Source organism: Streptomyces sp. NPDC093094, assembly GCF_044754345.1.
GTDB lineage: Bacteria > Actinomycetota > Actinomycetes > Streptomycetales > Streptomycetaceae > Streptomyces.
This window is the reverse complement of sequence record NZ_JBIVOX010000010.1, coordinates 297,294-313,713: the sequence shown is the minus strand read 5'-3', so window position 1 is coordinate 313,713 and position 16,420 is coordinate 297,294. Positions and strand designations below refer to the sequence as shown.

General features: G+C 72.7%; 17 protein-coding genes. 8 read left to right on the top strand and 9 right to left on the bottom strand.

Features of this window, described 5'->3' with window-relative positions; genetic code table 11:
* Nucleotides 1-31 precede the first annotated feature (31 nt).
* The 5 genes from ACIQGV_RS23570 to ACIQGV_RS23550 form a co-directional block, all read right to left on the bottom strand.
* Nucleotides 32-1,108, bottom strand: a complete 1,077-nt coding sequence (locus ACIQGV_RS23570) for a CU044_5270 family protein (protein ID WP_402497100.1) — start codon at nt 1,106-1,108, stop codon at nt 32-34.
* Nucleotides 1,105-1,737, bottom strand: coding sequence for an RNA polymerase sigma factor (locus tag ACIQGV_RS23565; RefSeq protein WP_402497098.1), 633 nt, complete (start codon nt 1,735-1,737; stop codon nt 1,105-1,107). Before ACIQGV_RS23565 ends, ACIQGV_RS23570 begins: the two co-directional genes overlap by 4 nt.
* The gene (locus ACIQGV_RS23560) at nt 1,734-2,594 is read right to left on the bottom strand and encodes a transferase (RefSeq protein ID WP_402497097.1); all 861 of its coding nucleotides are present in this window, start codon (nt 2,592-2,594) and stop codon (nt 1,734-1,736) included. Before ACIQGV_RS23560 ends, ACIQGV_RS23565 begins: the two co-directional genes overlap by 4 nt.
* Nucleotides 2,591-3,853, bottom strand: a complete 1,263-nt coding sequence (locus tag ACIQGV_RS23555) for a glycosyltransferase family 4 protein (RefSeq protein WP_402497096.1) — start codon at nt 3,851-3,853, stop codon at nt 2,591-2,593. Before ACIQGV_RS23555 ends, ACIQGV_RS23560 begins: the two co-directional genes overlap by 4 nt.
* A gap of 100 nt (nt 3,854-3,953) precedes the next feature.
* Nucleotides 3,954-5,612 carry a sigma-70 family RNA polymerase sigma factor gene (locus ACIQGV_RS23550; RefSeq protein WP_402497095.1) on the bottom strand — a complete coding sequence of 553 codons (1,659 nt, stop codon included), beginning with the start codon at nt 5,610-5,612 and terminating at the stop codon, nt 3,954-3,956.
* Nucleotides 5,613-5,856: 244 nt separating this feature from the next.
* On the opposite strand from ACIQGV_RS23550, the gene ACIQGV_RS23545 reads away from it, so the two are divergent.
* The gene (locus ACIQGV_RS23545; protein ID WP_402497093.1) at nt 5,857-6,801 is read left to right on the top strand and encodes an RNA polymerase sigma-70 factor; all 945 of its coding nucleotides are present in this window, start codon (nt 5,857-5,859) and stop codon (nt 6,799-6,801) included.
* A gap of 131 nt (nt 6,802-6,932) precedes the next feature.
* Here ACIQGV_RS23545 and ACIQGV_RS23540 read toward each other — a convergent pair whose 3' ends face one another.
* Nucleotides 6,933-7,487 (bottom strand): YciI family protein, encoded by a 555-nt coding sequence (locus tag ACIQGV_RS23540; protein WP_402497091.1) that lies wholly within the window; start codon nt 7,485-7,487, stop codon nt 6,933-6,935.
* Nucleotides 7,488-7,545: 58 nt separating this feature from the next.
* Entirely contained in the window at nt 7,546-8,106 is a 561-nt protein-coding gene (locus ACIQGV_RS23535; RefSeq protein WP_402497089.1) for a TetR/AcrR family transcriptional regulator, read from the bottom strand.
* Nucleotides 8,107-8,249: 143 nt separating this feature from the next.
* Here ACIQGV_RS23535 and ACIQGV_RS23530 point away from each other — a divergent pair, with 143 nt between their 5' ends.
* The 3 genes from ACIQGV_RS23530 to ACIQGV_RS23520 all read left to right on the top strand — a co-directional run bounded on the left by ACIQGV_RS23530 (nt 8,250) and on the right by ACIQGV_RS23520 (nt 9,666).
* A complete protein-coding gene (locus tag ACIQGV_RS23530) occupies nt 8,250-8,903 on the top strand; it encodes an FMN-dependent NADH-azoreductase (protein WP_402497087.1) in 654 nt (217 codons plus the stop codon).
* Nucleotides 8,900-9,226 (top strand): DMT family transporter, encoded by a 327-nt coding sequence (locus ACIQGV_RS23525; RefSeq protein WP_402497086.1) that lies wholly within the window; start codon nt 8,900-8,902, stop codon nt 9,224-9,226. The genes ACIQGV_RS23530 and ACIQGV_RS23525 overlap by 4 nt, the downstream gene beginning before the upstream one ends.
* Before the next feature lie 245 nt (nt 9,227-9,471).
* Nucleotides 9,472-9,666, top strand: coding sequence for a hypothetical protein (locus ACIQGV_RS23520; protein WP_402497085.1), 195 nt, complete (start codon nt 9,472-9,474; stop codon nt 9,664-9,666).
* Between the two features lie 87 nt (nt 9,667-9,753).
* Here the strand turns inward: ACIQGV_RS23520 and ACIQGV_RS23515 are convergent, their stop codons facing one another.
* Nucleotides 9,754-10,530: a hypothetical protein gene (locus ACIQGV_RS23515; protein ID WP_402497084.1), complete on the bottom strand. Its 777-nt coding sequence runs from the start codon at nt 10,528-10,530 to the stop codon at nt 9,754-9,756.
* Between the two features lie 266 nt (nt 10,531-10,796).
* Between ACIQGV_RS23515 and ACIQGV_RS23510 the strand changes: the two genes are divergently transcribed.
* A complete protein-coding gene (locus ACIQGV_RS23510; RefSeq protein WP_402497082.1) occupies nt 10,797-11,795 on the top strand; it encodes a GNAT family N-acetyltransferase in 999 nt (332 codons plus the stop codon).
* A gap of 5 nt (nt 11,796-11,800) precedes the next feature.
* Nucleotides 11,801-12,883 carry a GNAT family N-acetyltransferase gene (locus tag ACIQGV_RS23505; protein WP_402497081.1) on the top strand — a complete coding sequence of 361 codons (1,083 nt, stop codon included), beginning with the start codon at nt 11,801-11,803 and terminating at the stop codon, nt 12,881-12,883.
* 12 nt (nt 12,884-12,895) lie between these two features.
* On the opposite strand, the gene ACIQGV_RS23500 is transcribed toward ACIQGV_RS23505, so the two are convergent.
* The gene (locus tag ACIQGV_RS23500) at nt 12,896-13,705 is read right to left on the bottom strand and encodes an alkaline phosphatase family protein (protein ID WP_402497080.1); all 810 of its coding nucleotides are present in this window, start codon (nt 13,703-13,705) and stop codon (nt 12,896-12,898) included.
* A gap of 415 nt (nt 13,706-14,120) precedes the next feature.
* Here ACIQGV_RS23500 and ACIQGV_RS23495 point away from each other — a divergent pair, with 415 nt between their 5' ends.
* Nucleotides 14,121-15,941 (top strand): glycosyltransferase, encoded by a 1,821-nt coding sequence (locus tag ACIQGV_RS23495; protein WP_402497079.1) that lies wholly within the window; start codon nt 14,121-14,123, stop codon nt 15,939-15,941.
* Complete coding sequence (locus ACIQGV_RS23490) at nt 15,938-16,390, top strand: hypothetical protein (protein ID WP_402497077.1); 453 nt, start codon at nt 15,938-15,940, stop codon at nt 16,388-16,390. Before ACIQGV_RS23495 ends, ACIQGV_RS23490 begins: the two co-directional genes overlap by 4 nt.
* Nucleotides 16,391-16,420: the final 30 nt, after the last annotated feature.

Sequence of the window (16,420 nt, the reverse complement as noted above, 5' to 3'; positions counted from 1 at the left end):
CCCACCCCCGTGGAGACCGGCCGCCCGTGCCTCACCTGCCCGAGGGCGTCTCCTTGAGGCCGTCGACGACGGCCCGCTTCATCACGGCGCTGGTGGAGATGACCGTGCCGGGCCTGATCAGGCCGCCCTCGCCACTGCTCCCCTCCACCTGGACGGAGCGCTCGCCCAGGAAGACATGGGTCTTCTTGTCGAAGATCCACTCCTCGCGCGCGCCGCCGTGCTCGTCCAGCCGTGCCACCGCCACCCCGTGCCGGCCCGCGGCGTCCACCGCGTCGTTCACCACGACGACTCCGGGGATCTTCGCGGCCGCCTTGAACAGCGCCGGGTACAGCTTCGCCGGCGGGTAGCTCTCGTTGAGGAGGTCGCCGATGGTGGTGAACGCCTGCTGGTCGGGGGAGTTGCCCATCCCCTCGGTCTCCTTGTAGATCTTGGCGAGCAGTGCGTCCGGGTCGGTCGTCAGCTTCGTCAGATAGTCGTAGGACGGAGCGTTCAGGGTGGCCTCGGGCGTGTTGCCCTGCTCGTCGGGCAGGGACAGGGTCTCGCCCTCGGGGTCGTCGTTGACGGCCGGGTCGATCAGCCAGCCCTTCGTGCCGTCGGCGGACTCCCAGACCTGACGGGTGTGCAGTTCCATGCCGACGAGGCTGGGCTTGCCGTGGTCGACTTTGACGTAGGTGCCGGCGTCCTTGGACTCGACGTAGACGTACTGGCCGGGGCCGACCTCCGGATGGGTCTCCTCCGCCGCTGCCAGAGCGATCCGGTCGACCAGCTGCGGCAGGCCCGCGGTGGACGCGACGCCGACCGGGGTGGTCAGGACGGGGCCGGTGCCGAGACCGCCCGGCGCCTCCTGGCCCTGCGTCAGCGACACGGCGACGAACGCCGCCGCGACGGCGGTGGCGAGCACCGGCAGGGCGATCACCGGACGGGTCAGCCGCCTGCGGCGCGGCGCGGCCGCGGCGGCGGGGATGTGCTGTTCCTGCTGGATCTGGGCCATCAGACGCTCCTTGTGGAACTGGTGACGGCCCGCCGGCAGGTCACGCGCCGTCCGCGAGAACAGCTCGGTGCCGTTCTCCCGTTCGGCCGGACTCTGCCGGGACGTGTTCGCGTTCATCGGTTTCCTCCCTGCGCGGGCCGGACCACATGTGCGTGGTCACCTCTTGTCTGTCGGGCGGGGCGGCCGACTTCCCGATTTCCCGGAAATTCTTCCGCGGTGAGCCCGCGCAGCTTCTTGCGCGCCCGGGACAGCCGGGAGGCGACCGTGCCGACGGGGATGCCGAGCGCCTCCGCGGCCGCCTCGTACTCCAGCCCCTCACCCAGGCACAGGGCCACCACCTCGCGCTCGGTCCGCCGCAGCGAGGCCAGCGCCTCGAGGGCGGCGGCGAGCCGGCGCCGGTCGTCGACGCGCTCGGCCACCTCGTCGGCGTGGTCCGGCACCGACAGCTCGGCGGCCGCGGCGGCACCGGCGGCCGCACGGTAACGGCGGTTGCTGCGGAACTGGTTGCGCGCGGTGTTGGTGGCGATGCCCAGCAGCCACGGCCGCAGCGAGCCGCCCTCGGGGTCGACGCGTTCCCGCAGCCGCCATGCCTCCATGAAAGTCGCCGCCATCACGTCCTCGGCCGTCGACCAGTCGGCCGTCAGCCGGAACGCATGGTTGTAGACCGCCCGGGCGAAGCTGTCGAAAAGCTCCGCGAACGCGCTCTGATCACCGGCCCGTATCCGGGTACGCAGTTGAGTGCTCACGACTGTGGGCTGTCCGCCACCCCCGGCCGGCTTCCCGTGACCTGTGCCACATCCGGCGCGGTGACCGTCAGGGCGAGATCGTTGTCGCCCGTGTAGCAGGGACGGACCGTGGCGGTGCCTGCCGGGACCGCCGGGTAGACGAACACGTCCTTGCGTCCCGCCACGTCGTCCAGCAGCCGGGCCACCCTCACCCGCGGGCCGTGGGCGGCGGGGCGCACGAACACGTCCCACGTCCCGCGCTCGTCCGCCACCGCCGTGTGGTCCACGACGAAGGAGAAGCCCCGCCCGTCGGCCTCGCACCGCGGCTCCAGCGTCCGCTCGGCACGGCTGCCGCCCCGCAGCCGCAGCACCACGGCGGCCCCCTCGGCGAGCGTCGCCCCGTGCAGCCTCGCCTCGACCCGTGTCGACCGCTCCGTCACCTCGATGCGGCCGGCCTCCGCGTGCGCGTCCCGCAGCCAGGCCCGTATGCAGAGATGGCCGTCGGTGGTGGCGTACGGCACCCGCACCGCCACCGGTGCCCGCCGGTCGCGCGTGTGTCCGTCGACCAGCGCCCGCAGATCCCGCAGCCCGTGCCGCAGCCGCTGCCGCCCGGCGTCCGGCCCGGGGACGAGGTACACGTCCCAGCGGCCGTCCTCCAGCACCGGCGAGGGCTCCAGCACCGCACGCGGCCGGCCGTCGGGGCCGGGCTCCAGGTCCAGCAGCCGCACGGTCCGCTCCGGCAGTCCCTTCGCGGGGCGCAGCCGCAGCAGCAGACGGGCCTGCGGCGCGGACGGCGGGGCCGTGACGGCGAACTCGATCCGCCCGTCCGGGCCGGCCGTGCAGTCGACCCTCGGCTCGGTGAGGTGGTCCTGGCTCATCGCTGCCCCCTGCGCACCATCCGGCGGGCCCGGCCCGCGGCGCCGTACGCGACATCCCGTACGGCGAATCCCTGACTGACCAGAACGCGGCCGAGGCCGCTCGTGCCCGCCCGTCCGTCCGCGCCGCCGCGCGCCGCGAGCGCCTCCTCGAACAGCCGCTCGGCCCGGGCCACCACGGGGCCGGGCGCGAACCGGCGGGCGTTCTCCGCCGCCGCAGCGCCCATGCGGCGGCGGCGTTCGTCGTCGCGGACGAGTTCGAGCAGCGCGCCGGCCAGCGCGTCGCGGTCCCCGACCGGCACCAGCCGGCCGTCGGCCCCGTCGCGCACGATCTCACCCGGCCCGAACGGGCAGTCCGTGCTCACCACGGGCAGACCGCAGCGCATGGCCTCCACGAGGGTCATGCCGAACGGCTCGAAGTCGGAGGCGGCCGCCCCGATCGAGCCCTTCACCCACTCCGCCTCCATCGGCGCCGCCGCGCCCATCAGCCGGACGTTCTCGTACAGCCCGAGCTTCTCGACGAGCCCGCGCAGCCTCGGCTGCTCCTCGCCCGTGCCGTAGATGCGCAGGTGCCAGTCGGGACGCTCGGCCGCGACGAGGGCGAACGCCTCGACCAGCAGGTCGAACCGTTTGACCGGCACGAGCCGCCCGGCGGCGATCACCACCTTCGCGGATCCGTCGGCCACCGGCAGCCGGGGATCGGGGACGCTGTTGGGCAGCGCCGCCACACGCACCCCGGGCAGCCGCATCTTGCGCCGGTAGGCGGCCGCGTCGGCCTCCGTGACCGTGGTGAGCAGGTCCAGCCGGCGGTAGGCCCGGCGCAGGGCGGTGCGCAGCCCGGGCGGATGGTTGTCCAGGGTCAGGTGCTCCTGCCCGACCCGCAGGCTGTGTTCCGGGCCCTCCAGCGCGAGATGCACATTGAGTCCGGGCCGGGTGCCGATGAGGACGTCGGCCTCGGTCCGCGCCAGGCACTCGGCGATCCGCCGGTCCGTCAGTTCGCTGTACTGGCGGTACCGGTACTCGGCGGCGGGGAACACCCTCGCCGGTCTTCTGTGCAGCGGATGGTCCCTCTCGTGCCGCAGGTCGACCAGAGGCCGCAGCGACACCCGTGGATCCAGCGTGTAGTTGGGCCGTTCGCGGTGCCGCAGCACGGAGACGATCTCCACCTCGTGGCGGTCGGCGAGAGCTTGGGCCAGATTGAACGTCGTGGTGATCGTGCCGCCGATGCCGTAGGCGTTGTGCAGCAGGAACGAGATCTTCATAAGTATGAAGAGTGGACGGGCTCGCTGCTGGTTGCCAGTCGTTACCGCACAGTGGCGCGGACCGCCGGGTGCGGTCCGCGCGGTGTCCGGTCCGTCCGTCTCACAGGGCCGTGCCGAAGACCTGCGTCCACCAGGGCCCGCCCGCGCCCTCGTGGACGCCGAGACCCGTCTCCTTCACCGAGCAGTTGAGGATGTTCGCGCGGTGCCCCGGGCTGTTCATCCACGACTCCATGACCTCGGCGGGCGTCTGCTGGCCGCGGGCTATGTTCTCGGCGTACGTGCTCCACCGGTAGCCCGCCGCCGTGATGCGGTCGCCGGGGTCCTGGCCGTCGGGGTTGGTGTGGTCGAAGAAGCCGCGGGCCGCCATGTCGTCGGAGTGCCGCTGCGCGGCGACGTCGAGGGTGGAGTTCTGCGTCACCGGCGAGCAGCCCGCGTCCGCCCGCTCGGCGTTGACCAGCTCCAGCACCTGCCCCGCGAAGGACGACGGCGCCGCCGGCGCGGCGGCCTCCGGAGTGCTGGGCGGCGGGGTGGGACGCGAGACGGTGCGGGCCGGGGTCGGGGTGGGGGTGGGCGTGGCCCTGCGGACCGGGGCCTTGGTGCTCGGCGACGCCGAGGCGCTGCGGGACGGCGACGCGCTGGGGGAGGGGGAGGAGGGAGAGGGGGAAGGAGAGGTCCTGGAGGGGGCGGGCGCGGCCAGGGCCGTGCTGTCCTCGGGCGTCTCCAGCGCGGTCGCGGGCCTGCGGGCCTCCTCGGCGTCGCCCGGTATCAGCAGCGCCGCGCTTCCGCCGCCCGCCACCAGCGCGGCGACCGCGGCGACCGCCACCCGCCGGCGGCGCCTGCGGCGCAGGCTCTGACGCTGCTGGAGCCGTCCGCCCGAGCCGCCGTCCGCGCCGTCGGTGACGAGGGGGAGCGGACCGCCGTCGGAGGAGAGGGCCAGGGACTCGTCGCCGTGCGCGACGAGCGCCAGGGTCTCGTCCGGCACCAGGGCCGCGACCAGCGCCATGCCCGGCGGGATCAGCGCGAGACCGACGAGCAGGCCCTCCGCCGGCGCCAGGCCCGCCCCGAGGCCGCCGCACACCGTGCAGTCACGGGTGTGCCGGGCCAGCCGCTTGCGCCACAGCGCCGACGGCACCCCGTCCCAGGAGGCCACCAGGTCCTCCAGCAGCACACACCGGGGGACGGCCGCCAGTGCCCGTACCACGACACGGGCCGTCTCCAGCCGGTCCTTCATCCGCTGCACCCGCACGGCCGTGTGCTGCGGCGTCAGCTCCATCGCCGCCGCGACCTCCGCCCGGGTCAGCCGCCCCGCGGCCTCGTGCCACCACAGCGACAGCAGGTCCCGGTCCTCCGGGTCCAGCCACCGGACCGCCTCGGCGACCTCGCGCCGCTGCCCGGACAGCCCCAGCCGCAGAATGGTGAGCGCCTCGAAGTCGGCGCCCGGGTCGGGCACGTCGTACGCCTCGTGCAGGGCTCCCTCGGCGGGGGCGGCGAGGTGGACCTGCCGGTGGCTGCGGACGCGGTTCATCGCGATGGCCACCAGCCAGGAGCGGAAACCCTCCGGGTCGCGCAGCGAACCGAGTCCGTTCAGAGCGCGGATCATCGTCTCCTGCACCACGTCGTCGACGTCGGCGTGCCCGTTCAGGGCCCGGCCGACAATGTTGTAGACCAGCGGCAGGTAGCGGGCGACAAGTTCCTGCCGGGCCCGCCGGTCACCCTGCTGCGCCGCCTTCACCAGCGCCGCTTCGCCTTGGCTGCTCACGCTACGACCACTCTCTTCCTCGCTCCTGCCCGCGCCGCGGGGTCACCGCACGCGGTCCGTCACAGGGGAGACCCTGGCTGCGTCACGCGAATAACACAATCTTTCGACGCGGAGAGTGAATCTTCTCCCGTCGGCCGGGGAGGCCGGCCGCCCGCCGATGTCACGGACGGGGGCGCTGTCTCGTCCTGAGGGAGAGGGACACTCTCCGGGCGATCCCGGAAAGGGACAAACGGAAGGAGTGGTGATGAACCGGACCGAGGAGTTCCAGGAGTTGCGGCCCCTGCTGTTCTCCATCGCCTACCGCATCCTCGGCAGCGTGAGCGAGGCCGAGGACGCGGTCCAGGAGACCTGGCTGCGCTGGGACGCCTCACGGACCGAGCCGGCCTCCGCCAAGGCGTTCCTGTCCGCCGTCGTCACCCGGATCTCCATAGACGTCCTGCGCTCGGCGCGCGTCCGGCGCGAGGAGTACGTCGGGCCCTGGCTGCCCGAGCCGCTGCTGACCGACACCACCGGCACCTACGAGGACCCGGCCCGTTCCGCCGAGCTGGCCGACTCGCTGTCGATGGCGGCGCTGGTGCTGCTGGAGCGGCTCAGCCCGCTGGAGCGGGCCGTCTTCGTGCTGCGGGAGGTGTTCGGCTTCGGCTTCCCCGAGGTCGCCTCGGCCGTGGGCCGCTCGGAGGCGGCCTGCCGGCAGCTCGCCGTGCGGGCACGCCGTCACATGGACGAGGGGCGGCCGCGGTTCGAGGCGGACCGCGGCGAGCGCGCGGAACTCGCGGCCCGTTTCTTCGACGCGGTCCACGAGGGCGACGTCGACGCGCTGCGCGAGCTGCTCGCCGCCGACGTCCAGGTCGTCGGCGACGGCGGCGGCAGGGCGCCGCAGGCCGCCAAGGGCGTGTTCGGCGCGGAGAGGGTGGCCCGCCACCTCGCCTCGGTCCTCCCCGTGCTGGCCGGCATCGGTGTGACGTACGAGACGCACGAGGTCAACAGCCAGCCCGGTGCCGTCTTCCGCGACCGGGACGGCAAGGTTCTCGGCGCATGGGCGCTCGACATCCTCGAAGGGCGCATCCAGACCGTCCGCGCGGTGAGCAACCCGGACAAACTCCGGCACGTCGGACCGGTGGCGGACCCCTGGGCCGTCGTCCGCGAGGTCGGCCGCGCCCGTCGGGAGCGGCGCCTCCCCGAGGACTGACGGGCCGTTGCGGCCGACCCGGCCCACCCCGCCCCCGCCCTCCGGCCCTGGAGCCGGGGGGCGGGGGCGGACCGTCGTGTTCACAGGGCTCCCGCCGGCGGGCGCGGCTCCCGCCGAGGTGGCGTGCAGTGTCAGCGGCGGCCGCCGAACTCCCAGGAGTACACCTCGATCGAGGCGTAGCGGTCGGCGGTGAGCACGGCACGGGCCGCGTCCGGGCCGGAGGCCCTGAGCAGGGCCGCCGTGCCCAGCCAGGCCGTGCCGTCGTCGGAGAGCAGCGGACCGTACGCGACGAGGTCGTCCGGGCCGGGCGGTACGGCGGTGTCGGCCGGCTCCCCCTCCCCGAGGCCGAGCACCAGATACCGGTTGCCGCCGCTGCGGCCGCCGGGGAACTCCCCCATCGTGCGCCCCAGCAGATTGCGCCACCGGCGCAGCAGCACGTCCCGGTACCCGCCGGCCCGGTACAGGGGCTCGTCGAACGCGAACGCCCGGGCGTCGGCCGGACCGGGCAGGCCGAGGATGTGCACGCTGCCCACGAGCGGGGCGTCGTCGCCGTCGCCCGCGAAGAGCGGGCCGCGGGCGATCATCCCCTCGTCGTACCGGTCCATGTACGACCAGTGCTCCTCCAGCAGCTTCTCGCGCAGCGGGAGGGAGCCGGGCCGGTCACGGTGAAAGCAGAAGAACTCCATGCCGGGACCCTCGCCCAATCGCGCCGCGGTCTCAACGGAAATAGCGCGGGAGCGGCGGTCAGCCGGCGAGCGCCGCCCCCGCCAGCCGGGACAGCGCCGCCTTGAGGCGGTCCGGTGAGACGCCGAGGGCGCGCTGGTGGAGGAAGACCTCGGGGGCCAGTGCGGCGAGGAGGGAGTCGGCGAGGGCCTCGGGATCGGGGTCGGCGGCCTCGCGCAGCAGGGCGAGGACGTGGGCACGCCAGAAGCCGTACGCGCCGACGGTGAAGCGTCTGGCGCCGGTCTCCGCGCCCAGGACGAGGTGCCCGTGGGTGTCGAGCAGGTCGACCATGGCGGCGAAGAACGCGGTGAGCCTCTCGCCCGGCGGCGCCCCCGGGCCCAGCGGGGGAGCGCCGCGCAGCAGTTCCTCCTGGAGCCGGTGCTCGTGCGCGTCGAGGAGTGCCGCCGCGACGGACGCCACGTCCGGGTAACGCCGGTAGAGCGTGCCCCGGCCGATGCCGGCCGCGCGGGCGATGTCCTCCATGGTGACCGACCGGGGATCGCCCGCCGCGAACAGCTCCGCCGCCGCCGAGAGCACCTTGGCCCGGTTGCGGGCGGCGTCCGCGCGTTCCCTCGTCTCCATGGTCCCAGCCTACCGGAATAACCGGACGCGCTGTCCGGTTGGCTCTCTCGTCCGGTATAAATGGACACCGTGTCCGGTTAGTGGGCCGCCGAGAGCCCGCTGCCGGAAGACCTCCGTTGCCGAGAGACAGGGACGCCCCCGTCATGCCGACGCTGCTGCACCTCGACGCCAGTGCCCGCCGTCAGTCCTTCAGCCGTGAGGCGGGCGACGCCGTCGCCGCCGCGTGGCGTGCCTCCCACCCGGGCGGCACCTACCTCCACCGCGACCTCGCCCGTACGCCCGTCCCGCAGATCGACGAGGCATGGACCGAGCTGTGCGACCACGTGCTGGAGCACGGGATCACCGACCCGGCCCGCTACCGGGAGGCCGTGCGCACCCCCGGACAGGCGGCGGCCTGGGCCGTCGTCGAGCCGCTGCTCGGCGAACTCCTCTCCGCCGACGCCGTGTTGATCGCCACCCCGATGTACAACTACTCCGTCCCGGCCTCGCTCAAGGCATGGATCGACCAGGTGACCTTCCCCCGGATGTCGCTGGCCGGCCGGCGCTTCGTGGTGGCGTACGCCCGCGGCGGGGCGTACGGCCCCGGCGCCCCGCGCCACCCTTACGATCACCAGGAGCGCTATCTGCGCGACTTCTTCGCCGGGCACTTCGCCGTCCCGGAGGAGGCCATGACCTTCCTCGGCACCGAGCTGGTCAACTCCCTCCTGGACCCTGCCCTCGCCGGCCGGCGAGGGGCCCACGAAGCCTCCCGCGCGGCCGCGCTGGAAGCCGCCCGCAAGACAGGAGAGACACTGTGAGCTGGTTGCTGCTCGTCGCCGCGGGCCTGGTGGAGGCCGCCTGGTCGCAGAGCATCAAGCCCACGGCGGGCTTCACCCGTCCGCTGCCCACACTGCTCTGCTTCGCCCTCGGCACCGTCGCCGTCTATCTGCTGTCGCTGGCCATGAAGGGCGGTCTGCCGGTCGGCACGGCCTACGCGGTGTTCACGGGGATCGGCGCGGTCGGCGCCATCACCCTGGGCATCGTCGTCCACAAGGACCCGGTGTCGGCAGGCCGTCTTCTCGCCCTCGCCCTGATCATCGGCGGGGTCGCCCTGGCCCGCGCGACGAGTCCGGAGGACTGAGGGCGGCCGGGCCCCGTCCCGGCGGGGCCGCGCCGGGGCCCGCCCCGTCCTGCCGGAGCGGGGCCCGGCCAAACGCTCATGTCACGGTCTCGTGGCGGATCCCCTCCCGGCCGCACCGTACGTCCGGCGGCCTGGCAGTATCTGAGGCCGGGGGAGTCGGTGATGTCAGTGGTGGTTCGTAGGCTGTCCTGCAGTGCCGTCCGCCCCGCTGATCCCGATGACAGAGAAGGCAGGAAGATCTCCCCGTGTTCCTGGAAACCCCCATCTACAGCCGCCTCGTGGCCGAACGCGGCGACGTCCCCGCCCAGGTGAGCGGTGAAGCCGACCGTCTGCGCCGCGAGTTGGCCCGGGTGATACCGCCCTCACCCTCGGCCGGACCTTCCGCCCAGCCGGCCAGACCGGCGGACTCGTGGACGGGGGGCGCGTCGACCGGGCTGTGAGCCCCTCGTGCGACGACTGCGTGGCCGGCCGTACGGTCGGCCATCGGGAAACTCCCGCGCCGCCCCGGCCTACCGCCCGTGCGGCGCCTACCGCCCGTGCGGCGCTTCCCGGATCACGGCGAACAGCGCCCGGTCCGTGGGGAATCCGTCGGCGTCGAAGGCCCGGTGCCGGCCGAGGTGTTCGACCCGCCCGTCGGCGCAGTTCTCCTGCAGGTACTCCGTGAGCCACGCGTCGGGCGTCGGCACCATGCGCGGCAGTCCGAACGACTCGGGCATCTCGTCCTCGCCGCTGTCGAAGAACATCACCTTGCCGGTCCGGGCCCAGAGCCCCCGCAGCAGGTGGGTGGCGGTGTCGAGGCCCAGCTCCCGCACCAGGTGATGCCAGAGGGACAGCAGGAGGGTGCAGTCGGTCGCCGGCAGGAGGCCGAGCGTGTCGGGGCGGAACTCGAGGGACGTCACCGCCACGTTGTCGAGCTGGTTGCGCCGCACGGCTGTCGTGGCTGTCCGAACGCATTTCGGATCCGCCTCCAGCGCGACGGAAGGGATCCCGCGCCTGGCGAGCATGATCGGGAAGTAGCCGACGTTCGCCCCCACGTCCAGCGCACTCTCCACGCCGAGCCGCTCGACGACCGGCTCCATCGCCGTCCAGCGCGACCGGGTGCCGACGGACCGCTTCGCCTTCCGCACGGGAATGCCCGGGACAGGCTGGTAGACGCCGTCGGGCAGCGCGTCGAGCTGGAGGCGGACCAGATCGATCGTGTCATCGAGCCTGCGGCGCACGCCCCGCGTCAGCCGGTGCGAGGGGAAGCGCTGATGGAGGCGCACCATGCGCGTCGAGGTCTGGGTTCCGTTCGATCGGTCCACGGTCACCTCTGTCAACTGCCTATGCCCAGGTGCTCGTACTGCCGTTCTGAGCCCAGGATATCCACCGGTTCCCCGTTCTGCGATTCGACGTCGAGGAGATGCGGCCCGACGGGTGAGAGAGCACGCTTGAGTGAGTGAGGGTTCCGACTCCTGCCGATTGCGACGCGTAAGGACAGGGCGTCATGCGTTCTTCGGACCTGCGAACCTCGCCGACCCGGGCTCGGCCCCGCGTGACATGTCCGGCACCTCGGGATGAATGGCAGCGCTTGGTCGACGAGAGCGACGAGGCGCTGATAACCCAGACTCCGGGCTGGCTGGACTGCATCTGTGCGACGGGTCCCTACGAGGACGCCAGTCGCCTCTACGAGTTCGGGGACACCGGCAGGATCGTCGTACCGCTGACCCGGCGGCGCGGCTGGCCCGCCCGCCTGATCGCCCAGGACGCCTGGCCTTCCGAGTGGGGCATCGGAGCCCCTGTCGCCGCCGAGGCGCTCGACCCCGGGCAGGCACGTGCCGTCTTCGGGGATCTGGCCCGCCTTCCCGCGAACCGCGTGTCCGTGCGGTTCGGCCCGACCGTCGATCCCGCGTGGCCGTCGGCCGTGCCGTCCGACTTCACCGTCCTGCCCCACACGACCTACGTCCTGGACCTCGACGGCGGCTTCGACGACGTCTGGCGGCGGAGGTTCAAGGGACCGGTGAGAACCGCGGTGCGCAAGGGCGAGAAGGCAGGAGTCGACGTGGAGGTCGACCGCACCGGGCGCCTCGTACCGGTCTTCTACACGCTCTACCAGCATTCGATCGCCCGCTGGGCGCAACAGCAGCACGAGCCGCTGGCGCTCGCTCGCTGGCGGCGGCGCCGCATCGACCCGCTCCTCAAGTTCCAGGCCGTCGCCGAGACCTTCGCCGAGTCCTGCGCGGTGTGGCTGGCCTCGTACCGAGGCCAGCCCGCGGCGGCCATCATGGTGCTCCGTCACGGGCCTCACGCGAAGTACTGGCGGAGCGGGATGGTCAAGGAACTGGCTCATCCGAGCCGTGCCACCACACTGCTGCACAAGCTCGCCATCGAGGACGCCTGCGCGGCCGGCTGCCGCTTCTACCACCTGGGCGACTCGGTCCCCGGCTCCTCCGTCAGCGACTTCAAGGAACGGCTCGGCGCGCGCGGCTACCCGTCGGTCGGCTACCGCAGGGAAGTGCTCCCTCTGACGTCGATCGACCGGCTCTGCCGGAGTACGGCGAAGCGTCTCATCGGATTCAAGGACGAGTGACGCCCGTGGACGCACCAGCTGAGCTGCTCATCAGGACCCCGGCCGGCCTCGCGCACATCACCACGCCCGCTCCGCGCGGCGTCTGGTGGGAGCTGGCGGGCAAGGACCCGGAGACCAACCCCAGTCAGACCCCTCACTGGCTGGACTGCGTGTGCGCCACCGGGCCGTACCGGGACGCGAGCCGCCTCTACGAGTTCGAGCGGGGCCTGCGGCTCGTGCTCCCGCTCGTCGCCAGAAGGCGTCGCCCGCAGGTTCTGGGCGCGGAAGAGTCCTGGCCGGTCCAGTGGGGCATCGGAGGGCCGGTGTGTCCGGACGGCGTGAGCCCGGCGGAGGCACGCGCGGTCTTCGCCGACCTCGCCCGGCAGCGTGCGCTCCGGGTCGGGGTGCGGCTGCGGCCGGCGGATCAGGACCTGTGGTCGGACGCGGCGACCGGCTTCCGTCTCGAACCCCACATGACGCAGATGGTGGACCTCGACGGCGGCTTCGGCGCCGTCTGGGAGAAGCGCTTCGGCCGCCGTATGCGGCGGGAGGTCCGCCGTGCCGAGCGCATGGACGTCGAGGTCGAGGTGGACCGTACCGGCAGGCTCGTCCCCGCCTTCTACCACCTGTACCGGAAGTCGATCGTGCGCTGGGCCGAACAGCAGCACGAGCCGCTGGCGTTGGCCCGCTGGCGCAGGACCCGGGAGTTCCCGGCGCGCCGCCTGGAAGAAGTGGCCTCCCGGTTCGGTGAGGGGTGCGCGATCTGGATGGCCTGGCGCGGCGGTGAGCCCGCCGGGGCGTGCATCGTCCTGCGGCACGGCGGTCACGCCAAGATGTGGCGCAGTGCCATGGACCGCGAACTGGCCCATCCGATCCGTGCGATACCCCTGCTCTACCGGCTGGCGATCGAGGACGCGTGCGAGGCCGGCTGCCGGACGTTCGACATGGGCGAGTCCGCCCCGGGGTCCTCTCTCGCCGAGTTCAAGGCGGGGTTCGGTGCGGAAAACTTCTCCTCCCCGCGCTGTCTCCGGGAACGGCTTCCCGTCACGGCGGCCGACCGCCGGCTGCGGACGGCGGTCAAACGCCTGATCCGCTTCGAGGACCCCTGAGGTCCCTGTGCCTCAGTCGTCGCTCCAGACGTCGACGGGTTCCACATCGGCGCTGTTGTGGAGGGACTTGAGGCCGTACGCGTCCAGCAGCATGCGCAGCAGACCGTACTGATTGTGCGGTTGGTCATGGTCGCCCTGCCGGACATGTTCACCGACCAGGATGGTGGGGACGTGGTTGGGGCCGTCCGAGTCGTCCTCGGCCCAGGTGACGACCAGCAGGCTGTTGTGGGTCATCGCCCAGTCGGCGTAGCCGCCGAGACTGTCCCGCAGCCAGGTGTCCGCCCGCCGTACGTTCCCGTCGTGCATGCCGTGCTCGAGGTCCGGGACGACGAACGCGACCGTCGGCAGATCCGTGAAGTCGCGGGGGAAGTCGGTCCACGGGCGGTTGACCGAGGCGGAGAGGTTGGTGAAGTTCACCCAGGGGTTGTGCCGGCGCACGTAGGCGCCGTCGGCGCAGCCGGTGAAGCCGGCGCGGGGCATGTTCTGCGCATAGCCCACGAAGGCCAGATCGGCCTGGAGGAGTTCGGAGCCGAGATTCCGCGACGTGAGCGTGTGCGGGCAGGAGTTGTCGCTGACGCCCAGGAAGGAGCCGGAGAAGAGCGCCAGGTAATTGGGCTGGCTCGGATGGGTGAGGGCGTAGAACTGGGTGAGGGATGCGCCCTGCCGGGCCAGTCGATTGAGATAGGGGGCGTCCGCGTTCCCGATGACGCCGTCGTACGACCGGTTCCCCTCGATCACCACGACGATGTGGTCCGGACGGGGGATCCGGTCCTGGGCCGACAAGAGGTCACAGCTCACGGTCGCCGTCAGGAGCGTCGCCATCACGGCCGCCCAGGCGATGGGTCCCCTCGTCGGAAGACGTGCCGGCCACGGCAGCGCGTCCCTCACTCGTGGCTTCACCGCTCTCCCTCCGGGCCCGTTCCGACGCGTGCTGTGCGTGATCGCTACGAGCTGCCGCTTGCAGCGATCGGAAATGCCGTCACAATCAGTACTATTACCTCATTTCGGTCGACATCGAGCGCTGATGTGGACCGACGAGCGGAGTGCCGTCAGCCGGTGTCACCAGATGGCCGTGCACAGGGGTGGGAGACCCGGCAGGCCGGATCCGGAAGGTGCCGCATGCGTCGAGTCAACGCCCCCGGCGGCCGTCACGGGATCGTGGCGGGTCCTCCCGGGCGGCCCGGTCCCGCGTCATGAGGACCGTCGTCGGAGTACCGGTTCCCCGGGAGACCTCTTCATGGGCAAGCTCCAGGCGCTGACGAACGGGCGCACGGCGTCCTTCGCCGGCCCCGGGCCGCCGCGGCCCGCTCCCGCCGGGGAGCGGGGCCGTTCCGGCCGGACCACGGCACGGCAGTGGGCGGTACGCCTGATCCTTCCCTCGGCTCTCGTCCTCTGGCTGCTGTCCCTGCGGAACGTCCACCTCGCCGAGATGCGCGACTACGGCCTGCTGCAGGTGCTGCCGGTGCTGTTCTGGGTCGCCCTCGGCCTGCTCACCTTCGGCTTCTGCCTGGCACTGACCGACCGGCGGAGCGCCGCCGGGTGGTTCGCGGGCTACGTCCTGGGGCTGATCGCGGTCATCCACGCGACCCCGACGCTGCTCTACCCGACCCTGCGCTACAGCTGGGCGTGGAAACATGTCGCGGTCGTCGACGCGGTGATCCGCCACCGCGGTGAGGTGCCCCACGCGGACAAGCTCGCCATCTACAACCAGTGGCCCGGATTCTTCGACCTCAATGCGTTCTTCCTGCAGGCCACCGGCCTGGACTCGGCGCTCGGCTACGCGACCTGGACCCCGCCCGTCTTCAACGCCCTGATGCTCGCTCCTCTGCTGCTGCTCTACCGGACGGTGACGCGTGACCGGCGGCTGATCTGGGGGGCCGCGTGGATCTACTACTCGTGCTCCTGGGTGGGGCAGGACTACTTCGCCCCCCAGGCTTTCGCCTTCCTGCTCTTCGTCACGGTGATCGCCCTGGTCATGGGCCAGTTGCCCACCTCGGTGCTCTACCGTGCGGGCGGCATCCGCGCCGGGCGATGGCCGCTCGGCCGGTTCGTGCTGGTCGTGGTGCTCATGGCCGTCATCATCACCTCGCACCCGCTGACCCCGCTCATGCTGCTCAGTGCCCTGGTGGTGCTGTCGCTCCCGCGGCGCAACCGACGGATCGTGCTGCCCGTCCTGGCCGCGGCGGTGGCGCTGAACATGGCCTGGTACGCCACCGTCGCCCGCCCCTACATCGCGGAGAACCTGCACGATTTCCTGGGCGAGCTGCTGAAACCCGACACCAACGTCGTCTCCGGGCTGGCCGCCCTCGGGACCGCCGCCCCCGGTCATGTCGTGGTGGCCTGGGTCGACCGGAGTCTGTCCGCCGCGGTCTTCCTCCTGGCGGCCGTCGCCTTCCTGGCCCGCCCCTGGGTCCGCCGCACCGGTCTGCCCCTGCTCGTCGTGGCTCCGCTGCCGGTGCTGGCGGCGAACGCCTACGGCGGAGAGATGATCTTCCGCGCCTATCTCTTCGCGCTGCCCGCGGCCTCGCTCCTGATCGCGGCCCTGTTCCTCAAGCGGGGAAGCCTCTCGCCCCTTCGCGCCGCGGTCGTCTGTCCCCTCCTGTTCGCCCTGCTCGCGGGCCTCGTGTTCGGCTACTACGGCAAGGAATCGGCGAACTACTTCGAGAAGGACGAGGTGGCGGCAGGGCGCTTCGTCGCCGACACCTCTCCTCCCGGGTCCACGATCGTCTCCCTCACGTCGGCCGTGCCCGGCCTGTACATGCGCTACGACGAGAACCCCCAGGTGCAGCTGGACGCGCAGGACATCGCCGACCAGCGACGCCTGGTGGAGAACCCGGTGGAGGGCCTGGAGGGGTTCATCCACCGGGCCACCCCGCAACAGCCCGCCTACATCATCCTGACCCGCGCCCAGGCCGCCGACCTCTACCAGAGGGGGGTCCTGCCCGCCGACACCGTGGAACGCCTGGAGTCGGCCCTGTCGAAGGACCCCGACTACATCCCCGTCTACCGCAGCAAGGACGCGGTGGTCTACCGGTACCAGGGCGGAACGGGATCATGAGCCCCCTGCGCTGGGGGCTCGCGCTGTCCGGCTGGGCGGCTCTGGCGGTGGTCGTCCTCCTGCCGGACGCACTGGTCCTGCGCATCGTGGTGACGACGGCGTTCCTGCTCGTCTGTCCCGGCCTGGCGGGCTCCCGGTGGGCCCGGCCGGGCCCGGCGCGCGTCATGGACCGCACGGCGGTTCTGGAGAGGGGTGTCCTGGCCCTGACGGTCAGCATGTCGGCGGCGGTGCTCGTCGTGGGGCCCCTGTTCCTGAGCGGCTGGTTCACCGTCACCCGGGCGCTGCTCGCGCTCGCCGTGGTCACCTCCGTCCTGGCCCTGCTGCCCGGGCCCGGCGGGCGCCGGCGCGGGGCGCCGCGAGCGGCCCCGGCCCCGGCCCCGGCCCCGGGCCCGGCCCCGGGCCCGCGGGCGGCCGATGCCGGCCGGCCCGAGCCGCCGCCCCCGGAGTGAGGCGCCGCGACGGCCTCGCCCAGGCGCCGC

What these genes read in the sequence shown, in the direction of transcription:
- ACIQGV_RS23535 (WP_402497089.1), bottom strand. Translation starts at nt 8,106, where the DNA reads ATGGAGACGAGGGAACGCGCGGACGCCGCCCGCAACCGGGCCAAGGTG.
- ACIQGV_RS23560 (WP_402497097.1), bottom strand. Translation starts at nt 2,594, where the DNA reads ATGAGCCAGGACCACCTCACCGAGCCGAGGGTCGACTGCACGGCCGGC.
- ACIQGV_RS23490 (WP_402497077.1), top strand. Translation starts at nt 15,938, where the DNA reads ATGAGCCCCCTGCGCTGGGGGCTCGCGCTGTCCGGCTGGGCGGCTCTG.
- ACIQGV_RS23570 (WP_402497100.1), bottom strand. Translation starts at nt 1,108, where the DNA reads ATGAACGCGAACACGTCCCGGCAGAGTCCGGCCGAACGGGAGAACGGC.
- ACIQGV_RS23545 (WP_402497093.1), top strand. Translation starts at nt 5,857, where the DNA reads ATGAACCGGACCGAGGAGTTCCAGGAGTTGCGGCCCCTGCTGTTCTCC.
- ACIQGV_RS23495 (WP_402497079.1), top strand. Translation starts at nt 14,121, where the DNA reads ATGGGCAAGCTCCAGGCGCTGACGAACGGGCGCACGGCGTCCTTCGCC.
- ACIQGV_RS23530 (WP_402497087.1), top strand. Translation starts at nt 8,250, where the DNA reads ATGCCGACGCTGCTGCACCTCGACGCCAGTGCCCGCCGTCAGTCCTTC.
- ACIQGV_RS23555 (WP_402497096.1), bottom strand. Translation starts at nt 3,853, where the DNA reads ATGAAGATCTCGTTCCTGCTGCACAACGCCTACGGCATCGGCGGCACG.
- ACIQGV_RS23540 (WP_402497091.1), bottom strand. Translation starts at nt 7,487, where the DNA reads ATGGAGTTCTTCTGCTTTCACCGTGACCGGCCCGGCTCCCTCCCGCTG.
- ACIQGV_RS23500 (WP_402497080.1), bottom strand. Translation starts at nt 13,705, where the DNA reads ATGGCGACGCTCCTGACGGCGACCGTGAGCTGTGACCTCTTGTCGGCC.